13 protein-coding genes and 2 pseudogenes are annotated in these 16128 nt (G+C 63.7%); 11 read left to right on the top strand and 4 right to left on the bottom strand.

The window, feature by feature from the left end:
- The first annotated feature begins 44 nt into the window (after nt 1–44).
- The 7 genes and pseudogenes from E3T41_RS13390 to typA all read left to right on the top strand — a co-directional run bounded on the left by E3T41_RS13390 (nt 45) and on the right by typA (nt 7870).
- Nucleotides 45–1583: an ABC transporter permease gene (locus E3T41_RS13390; RefSeq protein WP_092450286.1), complete on the top strand. Its 1539-nt coding sequence runs from the start codon at nt 45–47 to the stop codon at nt 1581–1583.
- A complete protein-coding gene (locus tag E3T41_RS13385) occupies nt 1583–2581 on the top strand; it encodes an ABC transporter permease (protein ID WP_092450284.1) in 999 nt (332 codons plus the stop codon). The genes E3T41_RS13390 and E3T41_RS13385 overlap by 1 nt, the downstream gene beginning before the upstream one ends.
- Complete coding sequence (locus tag E3T41_RS13380) at nt 2578–4356, top strand: ABC transporter ATP-binding protein (protein ID WP_134479034.1); 1779 nt, start codon at nt 2578–2580, stop codon at nt 4354–4356. Before E3T41_RS13385 ends, E3T41_RS13380 begins: the two co-directional genes overlap by 4 nt.
- Nucleotides 4357–4532: 176 nt before the next feature.
- Nucleotides 4533–4772 (top strand): annotated as a pseudogene (locus E3T41_RS19075) (DUF6444 domain-containing protein); the annotation flags it as partial.
- Between the two features lie 70 nt (nt 4773–4842).
- Nucleotides 4843–5169 carry a hypothetical protein gene (locus E3T41_RS13375; RefSeq protein ID WP_134479032.1) on the top strand — a complete coding sequence of 109 codons (327 nt, stop codon included), beginning with the start codon at nt 4843–4845 and terminating at the stop codon, nt 5167–5169.
- A 300-nt stretch (nt 5170–5469) separates the two neighbouring features.
- Nucleotides 5470–5760, top strand: a complete 291-nt coding sequence (locus tag E3T41_RS13370) for a transposase (RefSeq protein ID WP_092450278.1) — start codon at nt 5470–5472, stop codon at nt 5758–5760.
- A gap of 199 nt (nt 5761–5959) precedes the next feature.
- Nucleotides 5960–7870 (top strand): translational GTPase TypA, encoded by a 1911-nt coding sequence (typA, locus tag E3T41_RS13365; RefSeq protein ID WP_092450276.1) that lies wholly within the window; start codon nt 5960–5962, stop codon nt 7868–7870.
- Between the two features lie 172 nt (nt 7871–8042).
- Here typA and efeB read toward each other — a convergent pair whose 3' ends face one another.
- Genes efeB through efeU form a run of 3 tightly spaced genes read right to left on the bottom strand, consistent with a single transcriptional unit; the run spans nt 8043 to nt 11438 of the window.
- Nucleotides 8043–9374 carry an iron uptake transporter deferrochelatase/peroxidase subunit gene (efeB, locus tag E3T41_RS13360; protein ID WP_134479030.1) on the bottom strand — a complete coding sequence of 444 codons (1332 nt, stop codon included), beginning with the start codon at nt 9372–9374 and terminating at the stop codon, nt 8043–8045.
- Nucleotides 9371–10540 carry an iron uptake system protein EfeO gene (gene efeO, locus E3T41_RS13355; protein WP_104132113.1) on the bottom strand — a complete coding sequence of 390 codons (1170 nt, stop codon included), beginning with the start codon at nt 10538–10540 and terminating at the stop codon, nt 9371–9373. Before efeO ends, efeB begins: the two co-directional genes overlap by 4 nt.
- Before the next feature lie 28 nt (nt 10541–10568).
- Entirely contained in the window at nt 10569–11438 is an 870-nt protein-coding gene (gene efeU, locus E3T41_RS13350) for an iron uptake transporter permease EfeU (RefSeq protein ID WP_092450271.1), read from the bottom strand.
- Nucleotides 11439–11588: 150 nt separating this feature from the next.
- On the opposite strand from efeU, the gene E3T41_RS13345 reads away from it, so the two are divergent.
- The 4 genes from E3T41_RS13345 to E3T41_RS13330 all read left to right on the top strand — a co-directional run bounded on the left by E3T41_RS13345 (nt 11589) and on the right by E3T41_RS13330 (nt 15531).
- Complete coding sequence (locus E3T41_RS13345) at nt 11589–12566, top strand: hypothetical protein (protein ID WP_092450268.1); 978 nt, start codon at nt 11589–11591, stop codon at nt 12564–12566.
- Nucleotides 12567–12602: 36 nt separating this feature from the next.
- Entirely contained in the window at nt 12603–12926 is a 324-nt protein-coding gene (gene fdxA / locus E3T41_RS13340; RefSeq protein ID WP_092450266.1) for a ferredoxin, read from the top strand.
- A 9-nt stretch (nt 12927–12935) separates the two neighbouring features.
- Nucleotides 12936–14036: a succinyldiaminopimelate transaminase gene (gene dapC, locus E3T41_RS13335; RefSeq protein ID WP_277871290.1), complete on the top strand. Its 1101-nt coding sequence runs from the start codon at nt 12936–12938 to the stop codon at nt 14034–14036.
- Nucleotides 14037–14244: 208 nt separating this feature from the next.
- Nucleotides 14245–15531: a citrate synthase gene (locus E3T41_RS13330; protein WP_092450446.1), complete on the top strand. Its 1287-nt coding sequence runs from the start codon at nt 14245–14247 to the stop codon at nt 15529–15531.
- Nucleotides 15532–15830: 299 nt separating this feature from the next.
- Here E3T41_RS13330 and E3T41_RS17960 read toward each other — a convergent pair.
- A pseudogene (locus E3T41_RS17960) lies at nt 15831–16128 on the bottom strand (hypothetical protein); the annotation flags it as partial.

Below are 16128 nucleotides of genomic sequence, written 5' to 3'. Positions count from 1 at the left end.
AGATGTCGCTCCGTCTACCCGGCCAAGCGAGGTTCATTAGAGCAATGTTGAGCTTTATTGTCAGGCGAGTTTTCGTCTCCGCCCTGCTCCTACTCGGAGCATCTTTTATCATGTACATTCTGACGGCGCTCTCGGGCGATCCGCTCGAGGAACTTCGCGGCAGCCGCGACCCCAACCGGGCCCAGCTCATTCAGCTGCGTTCCGACCAACTCAACCTCGATGTGCCGGCGCCCTTGCGCTATTTTGGCTGGCTTGCCGGAGCTGCAAAGTGCCTCATCCCGATGGCTGATTCCTGCGATCTCGGCGTGAACATCCTCAATCAGCCGGTCACCGGCCTGATCCCGATGGCCCTGGACTCCACGATTCAGCTGATCACGGGCGCCACGCTCCTAGCGATCGTCGTTGGGATCACGATCGGCATCGTCTCGGCCCTGCGACACAACACCGGATTCGACTACTCGGTCACGTTCATCATCTTTCTGCTGTTTTCGATGCCGGCCTTTTGGATCGCTGTCCTGCTCAAGGAATTCCTCGCGATCGGCTTCAACGACTTTCTGGCCCAACCGGTGATCTCCCTGCCAGCCATTCTGGGAATCGCCGTGGTTGCCGGAATCATCTGGCAGGCCATGGTCGCCGGTCCGCGGCGGCGTCGCGTAATCGTCTTTGTCATTTCCGGGCTGGCTACCACGGCACTGCTGGTGTTCTTCAACTTGAGTGACTGGTTCCGCAACCCGGGGCTTGGAGCGGTGATGATCGCCGTATCAGCGTTCGGCGTCGCGGTTTTGGTTACCGGGCTCATTGCCGGGTTCAAGGACCGCCGCGCCATGACCACCGCCCTCATTAACGCCGGCCTGGCCGTCATCGCCTACTTCACCCTGCAGAACCTGTTCGACATGTCGAGTTGGGCCACGATCAGCATTCTCGCCGTCGCCACCCTCGTGGTGGGACTGGCCAGCGGATGGCTCGTCGGCGGCGACGATCGCGCCGTCAGCATGCGCATCGGCGCGATTACCGCGGTATTATCCGGTGGGCTGTTGCTCATTGATCGCTTCATGCAGTCCTGGGCCCTGTACAGCGCTGACCGCGCCATCGGTGGTCGTCCCATCGCCACGGTCGGATCGAGCACACCGACGCTGGACGGTGACATCTGGATCATGGGGATCGACACCTTCACGCATTTTCTGCTGCCCACGATTTCGCTCACGCTGATCTCACTGGCCGGTTACACCCGATACGTTCGCTCCGGCATGCTCGACGTGCTCGACCAGGACTACATCAGAACGGCCCGAGCGAAGGGGCTCGACGAACGAACCGTCATCGTTCGACACGCCTTCCGCAACGCCCTCATCCCGCTCGCGACGCTCGTTGCGGCGGACATCGGCGCCATCATCGGCGGCGCGATCATCACAGAACAAGTGTTTGCCATTAGCGGAATGGGGCAACTTTTTATCCGCTCACTGAGCAACGTCGACCCCAACCCCGTTATGGCCTACTTCGTGGTGGTCTCCATCGTGGCATTGATCGCCAACCTGATCGCGGATCTATCGTATGCGGCGCTTGACCCGAGAGTGAGGACCCACTGATGACGCAGGTGCTCGAGACGGAAAAGAAATCCGAACAGGTCGGTCACAGTCAGGCCCGCCTGATCTTTGGTCGGTTCGTTGAGCACAAAATCGCGCTCGTCTCGATCCTGATCGTCGCGTTCATCACCGTGCTGTCGTGGTCAGTGGTTGGTGTCGGGTCGATACCGGGTTGGTGGCACCTCACCTATAACCAGCTTAATCCGCTCATCGATGGCGGCCGGCCGACTATGTCTGTGGTGCCACAATGGCTCGGGGGTGAGGGCGTCTTTCTCGGCGAACATCCGTTCGGCCAGGACCGTATTGGCAAGGATTATTTCGCCATGACCATGCGCGGCATACAAAATTCGTTGACGGTCATGTTCATTGTGGGCATCCTGGCCACTGTGATTGGCACCGTCATTGGGGCCGTTGCCGGCTACTATCGCGGCGTCATTGACGCCATCTTGATGAGGTTCACCGATCTCATCATCATCATCCCGGTGATCGTGATCGGCGCCCTCGTCGGCTCGATCGCGAGCACGCTCGGAGGTGCCATCGATGGTCCGGTCATCCTCGGAATTCTCCTCGGTCTGTTCACCTGGACGACTCTGGCTCGACTGGTTCGCGGTGAATTCTTCACCCTGCGGGAGCGCGAGTTCGTCGAGGCCGCTCGCGTTGCGGGGGCATCCGACGCACGCATCATCTTTAAACACATCCTCCCCAACGCCATCGGCGTGGTCATCGTTGCGGCGACGCTGTTGATGGCTGGCGCCATTCTGCTCGAGGTTGCCCTCGGGTTTCTCGGGTTGGGCGTGCGCCCGCCCGATGTGTCGCTCGGACGACTCATCAGCGACAATCAATCGTCGTTCGCACATCGGCCTTGGCTGTTCTGGTGGCCGGGCCTGTTCATCATCACGCTCGCCCTCTGCATCAACTTCATTGGCGACGGACTGCGCGACGCGTTCGATCCGCGTCAGCGCCGGTTCCGCCCACGTCGCCAGAAGAAGGTCCTCAAATGAACACTCACATTTCAGTAACCGCTCCTAAGCCCGGTACCGCTCCGGTGCTCGAAATGATCAAAGTTGGCGTTGAGTTCGGTGTGGGACGCGACTGGGTGCCGGCGGCGAAGAACCTCTCGTACTCGATCCGTCGCGGTCAGATTCTCGCGGTGGTCGGCGAATCGGGATCGGGCAAGAGCGCGAGCTCGATGGCCATCCTCGACCTGCTTCCCCGGAACTCCCGAGTGACCGGCAGTATCAAACTCGACGGCGAGGAACTGCGTGGCCTGACCTCCGGCCACATGCGGCAGGTGCGTGGAGCCAAGGTCGCCGCAATCTTCCAGGAGCCCATGACGGCGCTCAACCCGGTGTTCACGATCGGGTTCCAGATCGTTGAGACGCTTCGGGTGCACACCGGAATGCGCCCCATTGACGCGCGTGTTCGAGCCATCGAACTGCTCACCATGGTCGAATTGCCCGACCCGGAGAAGGCTTACAACTCCTATCCGCACCAGCTCTCCGGTGGTCAGCGGCAGCGGGCCATGATCGCACAGGCGTTGTCCTGCGACCCGATGCTGCTCATCGCCGACGAGCCGACCACGGCACTCGACGTCACAGTGCAGGCCGAGATCCTTGAGCTGCTGCGCGACCTGCGCGACAATCTCAATAGTGCCGTCCTGCTGATCACCCACGACATGGGTGTCGTCGCCGACCTCGCCGACGACATCGTGGTCATGAAAGACGGAGAGATCGTAGAGGCGGGGGAGGTGCATCAGATCTTCTCTGCCCCCAAGCACCCTTACACGCGAGCGTTGCTGGCGGCCGTGCCCCGTCTCGGGTTCGGTTTCGGCCCGGACGACGCGACCGGTGCCATCGACGTGTCGGCCGCGCTCATGAAGGCCCTGGAACAGGGCCCCGTCACGACCACCGACCGGACCACACGCACCGACCGGCCAGTGTCACCCGACGGAGCCCTGCGCATGGACGATATTTCTGTGGAGTTCGGTCAACGCCGCAAGATCAAGGCGTTCAAGGCCGTTGACCGCGTCTCCCTGAGCATCAGCCCCGGTGAGGTTCTCGGCCTCGTCGGCGAGTCCGGATCGGGCAAAACAACCGTCGGGCGAGCTGCCGTCGGACTGCAGCCCATTTCAGAGGGCTCGCTCATTGTGACCGGACGCGACATTAGCCATGCCTCGAGCAAGGACTTGCGCGGGCTTCGTCGCCGCGTCGGAATCGTGTTCCAGGATCCGTCCTCCTCACTCAATCCGCGCCTCTCCATCGGCGACAGCATTGGTGAGCCGCTCAAGCTCGCGGGTGAAGCGCGCGGAAAGGCTCTCGGCCTGCGGGTCGAGGAGCTCCTGGACAGCGTGCAACTGCCGCGGTCGTACCGCAACCGGTACCCGCACGAATTGTCTGGCGGACAGAAGCAGCGGGTCGGTATCGCCAGGGCTCTGAGCCTGAGCCCGCTCCTGCTGGTCGCTGACGAGCCGACATCCGCTCTGGATGTTTCAGTGCAGGCGACAGTCCTGACACTGCTCAAAGAACTGCAGGAGAGGATGAAATTCGCCTGCCTGTTCATCAGCCACGACCTCGCCGTGATCGACATCATGGCCGACCGCATTGCCGTCATGCACAAGGGGAGGATCGTGGAGACCGGTTCACGTGACGACGTTCTGCGAGCACCGGCGAACCCGTATACCCAGCGACTCATTGCGGCAATTCCCGTGCCGGACCCCGACGCGCAGCGTGATCGACGGCAGTTGCGACTTGCCCTGATGCGCACTGCGGTCGACTGACGGGAGAGCCTCGGCCGGCGGATCCCGTCGGGTTACAAGTCAGGTTCTCTGTGGTGGGTTTTGCAGTTATCGGCGATTCAAGAATATTTTGGACTTTGTCTCTGCAACGATGACGTCATCGTCAGGGTTCCCTCGCATGGCGAGTTACTTCGCACGGTCGCCGACCTAATGAAAAAAACGTTGGTAACCAGGCTGAGTTCAACGCGACGGTTGATCGATTGGAGAAACGGGTCGATCGTCTCGAGCAAGACAATGCAACGTTGGGTTCCCGACTGGATAAGAACTCGATAAACTGCTCGAAACCGCCCAAGACGGACAGCTTCTGCAAGACCGCCAGCAAGGCTCGATCGCTTCGTGAATCTTCCGGTAAACCGCAGAGAAAACAGGGCGGCTGCAGTGGCGCTTCGGGTCGATGACGACAATACCGACTCGGTTCTCCGCTATAAACCCACCAGCTGCCGCGGCTGTGGGAGTTCATCGCGTGGCGTGACCGGGACCATCACTGCGAAGCGGCAAGTCGTTGACGTCCCGCCGATCAGGGCGGAAACTGTCGAGCATCGACGGATCGAGAAGCTGTGCCGGTGTGACATCGGTACCACGGGCGTGTTCCCGGCTGACGTAAAATATGCGGTGTCCTACGGGCCGAGGCTGCACGCGGTCTGCGCTTACCTGATCAACGTGCACTATCTGCACGCTGCCCGCACCGCGGCAGTGTTCAACGATCTGTTCCTGAACCCCGTGTTCCATATCGCCCCGAAACGGGGACTGGCGGGCATGTTGAACGGTGGGTGCTGCAGTCATTCACCGGGGTAATGGTCCACGACGGGTAGGAGCCCAACAAGACCTTCACCGCCGCAAGCCATGGTTTATGCAACGCCCACCACCTCCGCGAGTTACAGAGAATCACTGAAGACACCCAGAGGCGGGGTGGGCGAAACGGATGAGCGAATTCCTCTTCGCCACGCATCGGCAGGTTGAAGAGGTTAAAGCCCGCAGAGACACCGGCCTCTTGAACGGAGCACTCAAAGCAGTCCGGCAGAGATATGCGGAAATCGTCACGACCGGTGATGAACAGTTCCGGCCCTCGTTCACCCAAAAACCGGGGAGCATATCATGCAAGCGGAGCCGCGACGACTGCTCATCAGGTTGGGGCTGCACCAAGCCGACGTGCTGTGCTTCACCACCGACTTCACGGTTTCGTTCGGAAACAATCAGGCCGAACGCGACATCAGAATGGTCAAGTTCCGCCAAAAAATCTCGGGATGTCTACGCTCAATCGCGGGCACAGAACACATCGTGGTCATCCGTTCCGTGATGTCCACGGTCAGGAAACAGGCAGTGATCGAGTTCGAAGTCCTACTCGACGCCCCTACAGGCAACAGCTGGCTCCCCGGTCAGCCCTGACCACGACCGCCTGGCACCAGTCAGAACCCGGCGAGTCAGGGAAACGCAGGGCCTTCTCCAAGAGCGTGACTAGTTACCCCGCCGGAGCGTCGAAACCATACGGTAGGATAGTACTTTGGGTCACATTATGACCCCTGGTATCCATTCTTCGTCGCGCGCGAGACTCTGCGGCACTCATTCTTCGTAAGGATCTATTTTTATGGCGATTGCTACACGCAATAACCTCCGAAATGTTGCAATCGTTGCTCACGTTGACCACGGTAAGACAACGCTGGTTGACGCGATGCTCAAGCAGACCGACTCCTTCGCAGACCACTCACACGTTGAAGAGCGCGCGATGGACTCGAATGAACTCGAGCGCGAAAAGGGCATCACGATTCTCGCCAAGAACACGGCGGTCTCGTACAAGGGCATCCACGCCACCGAGGGGCCCATCACCATCAACGTGATCGACACCCCGGGCCACGCTGACTTCGGTGGTGAGGTCGAACGTGGCCTGTCCATGGTCGACGGTGTTGTTCTGCTGGTTGACGCTTCCGAGGGCCCGCTGCCGCAGACCCGCTTCGTGCTCCGCAAGGCGCTGGAGGCCAAGCTTCCCGTCATCCTCCTGGTCAACAAGACCGACCGCCCCGACGCGCGCATCGATGAGGTCGTGGCCGAAAGCCAGGACCTGCTCATCGGCCTCGCGAGCGACATGGCCGACGACTTTCCCGACCTCGACCTCGATGCCGTCCTCGACGTGCCCGTCGTCTACGCCTCCGGTCGTAACGGTGCTGCCAGCTGGAACAAGCCCGAAGACGGTACGCTGCCCGACAACGATGACCTCGAGCCGCTGTTCGATGCGATCCTCAAGCACATTCCGGCACCGACCTACGATGACACGCACCCGCTTCAGGCCCACGTCACCAACCTCGACGCCTCGCCGTTCCTCGGCCGCCTCGCGCTGCTGCGCATCTTCCAGGGCACCATTAAGAAGGGCCAGACCGTGGCCTGGGTGCAGCAGGACGGCACCGTCAGCAACGTGAAGATCACCGAGCTGCTCATCACCAAGGCGCTGGACCGCTACCCGACCGAGAGCGCCGGCCCCGGCGACATCGTGGCCGTGGCCGGTATCGAGAACATCACCATTGGTGAGACCCTCGCCGACCCCGACGACGTGCGCCCATTGCCGACCATCACGGTTGACGACCCGGCCATCTCGATGACCATCGGAACCAACACCTCGCCGCTCATGGGCAAGGTCAAGGGCCACAAGCTCACCGCCCGCATGGTCAAGGACCGCCTCGACCGCGAACTCGTCGGTAACGTCTCGCTCAAGGTCGTCGACATCGGACGCCCGGACGCCTGGGAGGTTCAGGGTCGTGGAGAACTGGCCCTCGCCATCCTGGTCGAGCAGATGCGTCGTGAGGGCTTCGAGCTCACCGTCGGCAAGCCGCAGGTAGTTGTGAAGCGCGTCGACGGCAAGGTGCACGAGCCCTTCGAGCACCTCACCATTGACGCTCCGGAAGAGTACCTCGGCGCCATCACGCAGCTGCTCGCCGCCCGCAAGGGTCGCATGGAGAACATGGCGAACCACGGCACCGGCTGGGTTCGCATGGAATTCATCGTTCCATCGCGCGGCCTGATCGGCTTCCGCACGCAGTTCCTCACCGACACGCGCGGTACCGGTATCGCCAACGCGATCCTGCACGGCTACGAGCCCTGGGCTGGCACCATCAACACCCGCACGAACGGTTCCATCGTGGCCGACCGTTCGGGAGCGGTCACCCCGTTCGCGATCATCAACCTGCAGGAGCGCATGTCGTTCTTCGTGCAGCCGACCTCCGAGGTCTACGAAGGCATGGTCATCGGCGAGAACTCGCGCGCCGACGACATGGACGTGAACATCACCAAGGAAAAGAAACTGACCAACATGCGTCAGTCCAGCTCCGACACGTTCGAGTCGATGACACCGCCCAAGCAGCTCTCGCTTGAGCAGTGCCTCGAATTCGCCCGTGAAGACGAGTGCGTCGAGGTCACCCCCGCCGCCGTGCGTATTCGCAAGGTCGAGCTCACCGCATCCGCTCGCTCGCGCCAGGTTTCGCGCGTGAAGAAGATGGACGCGAACTAACTCGCATCTGCTTTCTCGCAGAAGCCCTCGCAGCCTCGGCTGCGGGGGCTTCCCGCATTAATCCTCGCCGACCCGTGAATCTTGGCCCCAAAAATCGTTCAAATGGCCCCGAAACTCGGCTTGGTTGCGCACCCACTCTTTGTGTCTTTGAGTCTCTTGTCTTTGAGTCCTTTTAGGCGAACAGAGCCGCGCCTACGCAGCTCCCTGGGCTTGCCCCGGCTGGCACCGCGAACAGCGCGCTCCCGACGTGCCGAATGTACTCGTTGAGCGCATCGTGCTTGGCCAGGTTGAGCTGCACCGCGGTGAACTGTGCCGGAGACCGCTGAAAGCTGATGAAGAAAAGACCGGCCTCGAGCCGCCCCAGGTCATCGTTGCCGTCGACGAAGTTGTAGCCACGACGCAGCAGCTTCATGCCGTGGTTCTGGGTCGGATGCGCGAGCCGCACGTGTGCTGCAGCACCGATGAGCGGCTCATTCTCGCGGCCGGCCAGAGTGAAATCTGGCTCGCTGAACTCGGTTCCGCCTGACAGCGGAGCACCGGCACCCTTGGTGCGGCCGAACACCGCCTCCTGCTCGCGAAGAATCGTGCGATCCCAGGTTTCAATGGTCATCCGGATTCGCCGCGCCACCAGGTAGGAGCCGCCGGTCAGCCAGGCGGGCCCGTCGTCCGCGGACACCCAGACCTGGTCGGTGACGACCGCGGGCTCCTCGGCCTTTATGTTGGCGGTGCCGTCCTTGAATCCGAACAGGTTGCGCGGGGTGGCCTGGGCCGTTGATGTCGATGAGGTTCGTCCGAATCCGAGCTGGGACCAGCGCAGGGCCGCCCGGCCGAAGGCGATGCGGGACAGATTGCGAATGGCGTGCACGGCCACCTGCGGATCATTGGAACAGGCCTGGATGCACAGGTCTCCGTCGCTTCGGCCGGCATCGAGGTCGTCCCCGGGAAAGTGCGGAAGCGGCGTCAGATTGGCCGGGCGGCGGGCGATGATGCCGAAGCGATCGACGCCATCCGCTGTTTCAAACAGGGTCGGACCGAAGCCGAACGTGATCGTAAGGCCGGCCGTGGGCAGCCCCTGCGCCTCACCGGTGTCCTCGGGTGGGGCATCGTAGGGGCCGCTGACGGCGCCGTACTCGCCGATATCCGCTCCGGCGCACATCGCGGCCGCCGCGACCGTCCAGTCCTGGAGCAGCTCGATCAGCTCGGCTCGCGTCACGCCCGCCGAGACGTCGAACGCGGCAAAGTGCAGGCGATCCTGGGCGGGCGTGACAATGCCGGCCTGGTGGCTGCCATAGAACGGGTAGACCGCCGAAGCGGATGCCTCACCCGGCGACGCCGACGCCGCCAGCGCCACCCGGTCCCCGGCTGCGCCCAGCCCGATGCCGGCGACGCTGGCCCCGGCGAGGCCGAGTAGCCCGCGCCGGGAGAGGCCTCGTGCTGTGCCGGCCGGTTTGGTGGACCCGGCCTCGCTGGATTCTGCCCGCTTAGAACCGGTCCAGCCCGTCACAACACGAGCGCGGCCGTGAGCTGGTTGAGCGGCTCGCCGAGCGCGTTGACCTGGTCGGCGAGGGCGCGAATCTCGGCCGGAGTGAGGTCGGTGTAGAGCCTGAAGCCCTCATCAACGCGTTGGGCGTCGAGCAGTGTCTGCAGCGAACCGAACTCGGTGTCGAGCGCAGCGGCCAGGTCGGCATCCGTTTTGAGCAGTATCGGTCGCACCCCGTCGTAAAGCACTTTGGCGCCGTCGACGTTGGCCTGGAAATCCCAGAGGTCGGTGTGCGACCAGGCTTCTTCCTCGCCGGTGACCTTGCCGGTGGCGACCTCGTCGAGCAGGCCGATGGCCCCGTTGGTCTGCTGCGACAGGGTGAACGTGAGGCCCTGCACCTTCTCGTGCAGGGTGGCGGTGTCGGCGACGAGCTGCTCGGTGAGCGCCGCACGCTTCTCGGCGGTGTAGGCCACGAAACCCGCCTCAGCGTCTTGCGGCCAGAGATCCTTCTCGATGGCGTGCCAGCCGGTCCAGTTTTGGCCCTCTTCGAGGTCGGCTTCGCGCAGGTCGAGCTTGGGGTCGAGGTCGCCGAACGATTCGGCGATGGTTTCGACGCGCTCCCAGTGCACCCGGGTGGAGGCGTACAGGCTGCGGGCGGTGTCGTCGTCCCCGGCTGAATAGGCGGCGGCGAACGCGTCGGTGCCGGTGACGAGTTGGTCGATCTGGTCGCTTACGTAGGAGGCGTAGTTTGTGTTCGAGGTATCGATCTGGGTGACGAGGTCGACGTCGACGGTGGCGGCGGCATCCGTTTTGGTGGCGGTGAACTCGGCCTTGCCGACGCCGTCGCCGGTCATGCCCGGTTTGCAGGCGGTGAAGTAGCTGCCCTCGGCGAGCTCCACGACCAGGTCGCGGGTGAGTCCTGGACCGATATTCTCCGCCTCACCCACGATGCGCAGGCCGTCTGCGGCCAGCAGGTAGAACTCGGTCACCTGGTCACCGGAATTGGTGACCGAGAAACGGATGCTGCCGGTCGGCGCCTCGTTCGCGCTCACCGCGCAGTCGGTCGCGCTGCTGTCCACCGTGAGCGCGGTGTGGGTGGCCGCCGGGCTGTTGGCGACGCAGCCGCTCAGCAGGCCGATACCGAGAACGCCGAGGCCGAGCAGGCTGGCGGAACGTAAGACACGGGGCATGGAGATCCTTTGAGCTGGGCGAGAAGAGTTAGTGCGCGGCGACGGGCGTGGGCGCCGGTGCGGTTGGTAGAGCCAGGGCCGGGCGGGCGCTCGGGCGGCCGTGACGGCTCTTTCTGATGAACACCGTCAGGGTGGGCACGGCATAGGCCAGCCAGGCGAACATCTCCAGCCAGGTGGTGGCGGGGGAGAAGTTCAGGGTGCCCTTGAGCAGCGTGCCGTACCAGCTGTCCGGAGGCACGGCGGCGCTCACATTGAAGGCGAGGGCGTGCAGCCCGGGCAGTAGGCCGGCCTCCTGCAGGTCGTGCACGCCGTAGGAAAGCACACCAGCCGCCACGACGATGAGGATGGCGCCGGTATAGGTGAAGAACTTCGCCAGGTTGATCTTGAGCATGCCGGCGTAGATCAGAGCGCCGAGGCCGATTGCCGTCAGGATACCGAGCGCAGCACCGAACAGCGGCAGGGTCGTGGCGCCGGTGGCCTGCACGGCCGCCCAGATGAACAGGGCCGTTTCGATGCCCTCCCGGCCGACGGCAAGGAATGCCACGAGCACGAGTCCGAGGCCTGCACCGACGAGGTGTTTGTCGATGTTGCCCTGCAGGTGGCCCTTGAGGTCGCGTGCGGTGCGCAGCATCCAGAACACCATCCAGGTCACCAGCCCGGTCGCGACGATCGAGAGCACGCCGCCGATGGTCTCCTGTGCGGTGAACGACAGCCCGTAGGTGCCGAAGGTCAGCAGCGCGCCGATGCCGAGGGCGAGCAGCACGGCCAGGGCCACACCGAGCCAGATGCGCGGCAGCACGTCACGGCGACCGATTTTCACGACGTAGGCGATGAGAATTGTCACGATCAGCGCGGCCTCAAGGCCTTCGCGCAGGCCGATCAGGTAGTTTGCGAGCACAGGGGTTCCTCGTCGGGTTCGGGCGTCGATTTTGGTAAGGCTAACCTTACCGAATCTGACTCTAGCCCGTGGATCGTGACCGTGTCTAGTTACGATTGGATTCTGAGCCCGTAATCAATAGCCAGCAGAGCAGAAACGGTGCGTGCGCCCATGGTCATGTCCGGCAGCGGTGAGCGGATCCTGTTCGTGCATGACCGACCGGGCGACGAATCCGCGCTGACCGGCGGCACGATTGCCCGATTGCGCGCCGACGGGGCGAGGGTCGTCGTGCTCTACGCCACAACGCTGACCGAAACGGATGCCGCAGCGGTGCAGGCCGCGCTGGCCGCGCTTAGCGCGCGCAGCTGGCATGAGCTGCCGCGCGGGCTGGAGCCCAGCAGCGCTCTGCACAACGAAATCGATGAACTCGGTGCGACCGCCCTGGTCGTCGGCGCCGTTGACGATGTTCTGCGCGACGCCGCGACCGTGGCCGCACACGCGGCCGGCCTGCCCGTGTTTCTGGCCCGAACGGTGCGACAGTCGCCCGGACAGCGCCTCGTGGCGATCGACGTGGGCGCTCAGCTCGAGCAGAAGCTGCGGGCGCTGACGCATTTTCCCGCGCGCTGGAACGTCACCGACCACAGGCGCGACCTGGTCGACGGCACGACCGACGTGATCACCGACACCGAAACGTTTCTGCAAACGAATGCCCCTTACCCCGCCCCGCCGCAGCTCGCCTCCCGGCCCGCTCGCCTCACTCTCGCGAACCGATCGCTGGCCGGCCTCGGCGGCCTGCTCGTGGGCATCCTCTTTGGTGTGTTGGGAACCATCGCGCACCAGGCCACGCTCACGCTGTTCGGCATCGCGCTGCCGATCGGACTGACGATCGCGTTCGTGGCGATCGCTGCGCTGTTGCTCGGCCTGCGCCTCGTGATCGGCGACCGGTTCGTCGTCGGGCTGGCCGCTACCGGGCTGCTGGTGACCATTTTCGTGCTGTCGCTGCGCGGTTCCGGGGGGTCGGTGCTCGTGCCTGCGGGTTTGCCGGGAACCTTGTGGACCGTGGTTCCGGCATTGATCGCGGCCTTTGTGCTGGCCTGGCCGAAGCTGCCGCCGCGCCTCCGGGCGCCGCACCAGGGCGGTGGGGCGTAGAATCAGGAGTCCGCTCTCGAAGGGAATCCCAAGCCTGTGACGTATGTGATCGCTCTTCCGTGCGTCGATGTGAAAGATCGTGCCTGCATCGACGAATGCCCGGTGGACTGCATTTATGAGGGCGAACGCTCCCTCTATATTCACCCCGATGAGTGCGTCGACTGCGGCGCCTGCGAACCGGTCTGCCCGGTCGAGGCCATCTACTACGAAGACGACCTGCCCGAACAGTGGGCCGATTATTACAAGGCCAACGTCGAATTCTTCGACGACCTCGGCTCCCCGGGCGGCGCGGCCAAGGTCGGCGTGCTCGCCAAGGACCACCCCATCATCTCCGCGGTGCCGCCGCAGGTTCAGCACTAAGCGGTCTTCGTGCTGAAGCCGCTCCCGGATTACCCCTGGGACCAGATGGTGCCGTTTGCCGCTCAGGCCCGGCAGCACCCCGATGGAATCGTCGACCTGTCGATCGGTTCGCCGGTCGATGCAACGCCCCACGTGGTGCAGCAGTCGCTGCGCGCGGCGACGGATGCCCACGCCTACCCGCAGACCGTCGGCACGCCCGCCCTGCAGCAGGCGATCATCGCTTGGTATGCCCGGCGCCGCGGGGTGACCGGCCTGGAGTCGAACAACGTGCTGCCCACGATCGGTTCCAAGGAACTCGTCGCGCTCATGCCGTTCATGCTCGGCGTCGGCGAGGGTGACACGATCGTGCATCCGCTTGCCGCCTACCCGACCTACGCGATCGGCGCCGCGATCGCGGGCGCCACGCCCCTGGCCGCCGACGACCCTGCCGAATGGCCGGACTCGACCAAGTTGATCTGGCTGAACAGCCCGGGCAACCCCGACGGGCGGGTACTCTCGGTCGACGAGCTGCGCGCCGCCGTCGACCGCGCGCGCGAACTCGACGCCGTGATCGTGAACGACGAGTGCTACGCCGAACTCGGCTGGGACGCCCCGTATGACACCGAACCGATCCCGAGCATTCTTGACCCCCGCGTCATCGAGGGGGATCAGCGCAAGATCGTCGCGATCTATTCCCTGAGCAAACAGTCCAACATGGCCGGGTACCGTGCGGCCTTCGCGGCCGGTGACAGCGACGTGCTGGGCCGGGTGCTCACCGTGCGCAAGCACGCCGGACTCATGCTGCCGGCACCGCTGCAGGCTGCCATGATCGCTGCCCTCGGCGACGACGAGCACGTCGCCGCGCAAAAGGAACGCTATCGAGCGCGCCGCGTTGTGCTCCGGCCGGCGCTCGAACAGGCCGGTTTTCGAATCGACCGCAGCGAGGCCGGCCTGTATCTGTGGGCGACCGAGGGCCGACCAGCCTGGCAATCCATCGAACGGATGGCCTCCCTCGGGATCCTCGCCGGCCCCGGCCCGTTCTATGGTGACGCCTACCCCGAGCACATACGGTTCTCGCTGACCGCGACCGACGAACGTATCGCCGCAGCTGCTGCTCGCTTGCGCGCCTGACCTGTGGATGATCACCAACGAACCGCCCGAACTCTTAGCTGATGCAACAGTAGGCGGCCGGGCAGATTAGGCTGTAGTCGCGGCGGAGTCGACCACGGCAGTAAGTTAAAGTGCCGACTCAGTGACGCGTCGCCACATTTCATCCGTCAGTGAGACCCGAGGAGGTTCCGTGACCGACGTTGCGCAGCACATTACAACCGGCGAACCGATGAGCGCTGACCCCAACAAGGTCACGCTTACCTTTCCCGGCGGCAGCGCAGAGTTCCCGATCCTGACCAGCGTGGACGGCGTGTCGAGCATCGACATCTCAACCCTGACCAAGAAGACCGGCCTCACCACGCTGGACTACGGCTTCGTGAACACGGCGGCCACCCGCTCCGCGATCACCTACATCGACGGCGATGCCGGCATCCTGCGCTATCGCGGGTATCCGATCGAACAGATCGCCAAGAACTCGAACTTTCTCGAGACGGCCTGGCTGCTCATCTACGGTGAGCTGCCCAGCGCGAGTGAACTCGCCAACTTTGACGATCGCATCCGTCACCACACTCTTCTGCACGAAGACATGCGCCGCTTCTTCGACTCCCTGCCGCACAAGGCCCACCCGATGAGCGTTCTCGCGTCCGGCGTCTCGGCACTGTCGACGTTCTATCAGGATTCGCTCGACCCGAAGGATCCGGAGCAGGTCGAGATCTCGACCATCCGTCTGCTGGCCAAGCTGCCGGTCATGGCCGCCTACGCGCACAAGAAGAGCATTGGGCAGGCGTTTCTCTACCCCGATAACTCGCTGAGCTTCGTCGACAACTTTCTCAAGCTCAACTTCGGCAACATGGCCGAACCGTACGAGGTCAACCCGGTCGTCAGCAAGGCGCTTGAACGCCTGCTCATGCTGCACGAAGACCACGAGCAGAACGCGAGCACCTCGACGGTGCGCCTGGTCGGTTCGACCGAGGCCAACCTGTTCGCGTCCGTTTCGGCCGGCATTAACGCCCTGTTCGGTCCGCTGCACGGTGGCGCCAACGAAGCAGTGCTCGCGATGCTCGGCGAGATCCAGGCATCCGGTCAGGGCGTCGAGAAGTACGTCGAACGCGTCAAGAACAAAGAGCACGGCGTGAAGCTGATGGGCTTCGGCCACCGGGTCTACAAGAACTACGACCCGCGCGCCACCCTGGTCAAGGAGAGCGCCCACGAGGTGCTCGCGGCTCTCGGCGTCAAGGACGACCTGCTCGACATCGCGCAGGAACTCGAGCACATTGCGCTGAGCGACGACTACTTCAAGGAACGTCGTCTGTACCCCAACGTCGACTTCTACACCGGCGTCATCTACAAGGCGATGGGCTTTCCGACCCGCATGTTCACCGTGCTCTTCGCGATCGGTCGGTTGCCTGGCTGGGTCGCGCACTGGCGTGAAATGAACGAGGATCCGGCCACCAAGATCGGTCGCCCGCAGCAGCTCTACGTGGGCTCCCCGGCCCGGGACTACCTGCGCCGTTAGCGGGCTGGCTGTTCGCCGCCTCGCTGTCCGATCTCAAGTCGTCACCAATTGGGTTGCGGTGGCGTCTCGTCGTCACTGTGCGCCTGCCTACCCGCCCGACGTGCGTGAGGTGCCACTTTTCCCCTTGACCGGGTGGGTTCGAAGGTGACGTGCCACCTTTGGCCCCTTCGCGAGCCCCTGGGGACCTCGCCATGGGGCAAAAGATGGCATGTCGCAAGAACGATGGGGCCAGAGTTGGCCGGGACAGTTTCGGCGAGCATCCGCTGCACGGTCAGGCGGAGGGAGTCGCGCCGCTGTGGTCAGCAGCCGGGGCCGTGGGGGTTGGTGAGGCAGTCTTCGGCGACGAGTACGGTGGATTCGTTTGCGGCCATGACGGTGAATGGGGCTGAGGGCATGGTGATGGTGCCGTCGACTGGGCGCCAGCCTTGGTCGCCGAAGCTGTAGTCGGCTTGGTATTCGATGGTGAGGACGATGGAGTAGGTGCCCTGGGCCGTGTACTTGTGGCTGGTGTCGGTGGTGGTGAATTCAGGAAGTCCGAGTGCTTCCCAGCTGGCGCCTCCGGTCGGGGAGGTGGCGGTGTTTCCGTCGCCGAAGTTC

This window comes from Cryobacterium sp. Hh38 (assembly GCF_004403235.1).
In the GTDB taxonomy this organism is placed as follows: domain Bacteria; phylum Actinomycetota; class Actinomycetes; order Actinomycetales; family Microbacteriaceae; genus Cryobacterium; species Cryobacterium levicorallinum.
The sequence above is the reverse complement of the archived record's forward strand: the minus strand, read 5'-3'. Positions and strand labels throughout refer to the sequence as shown.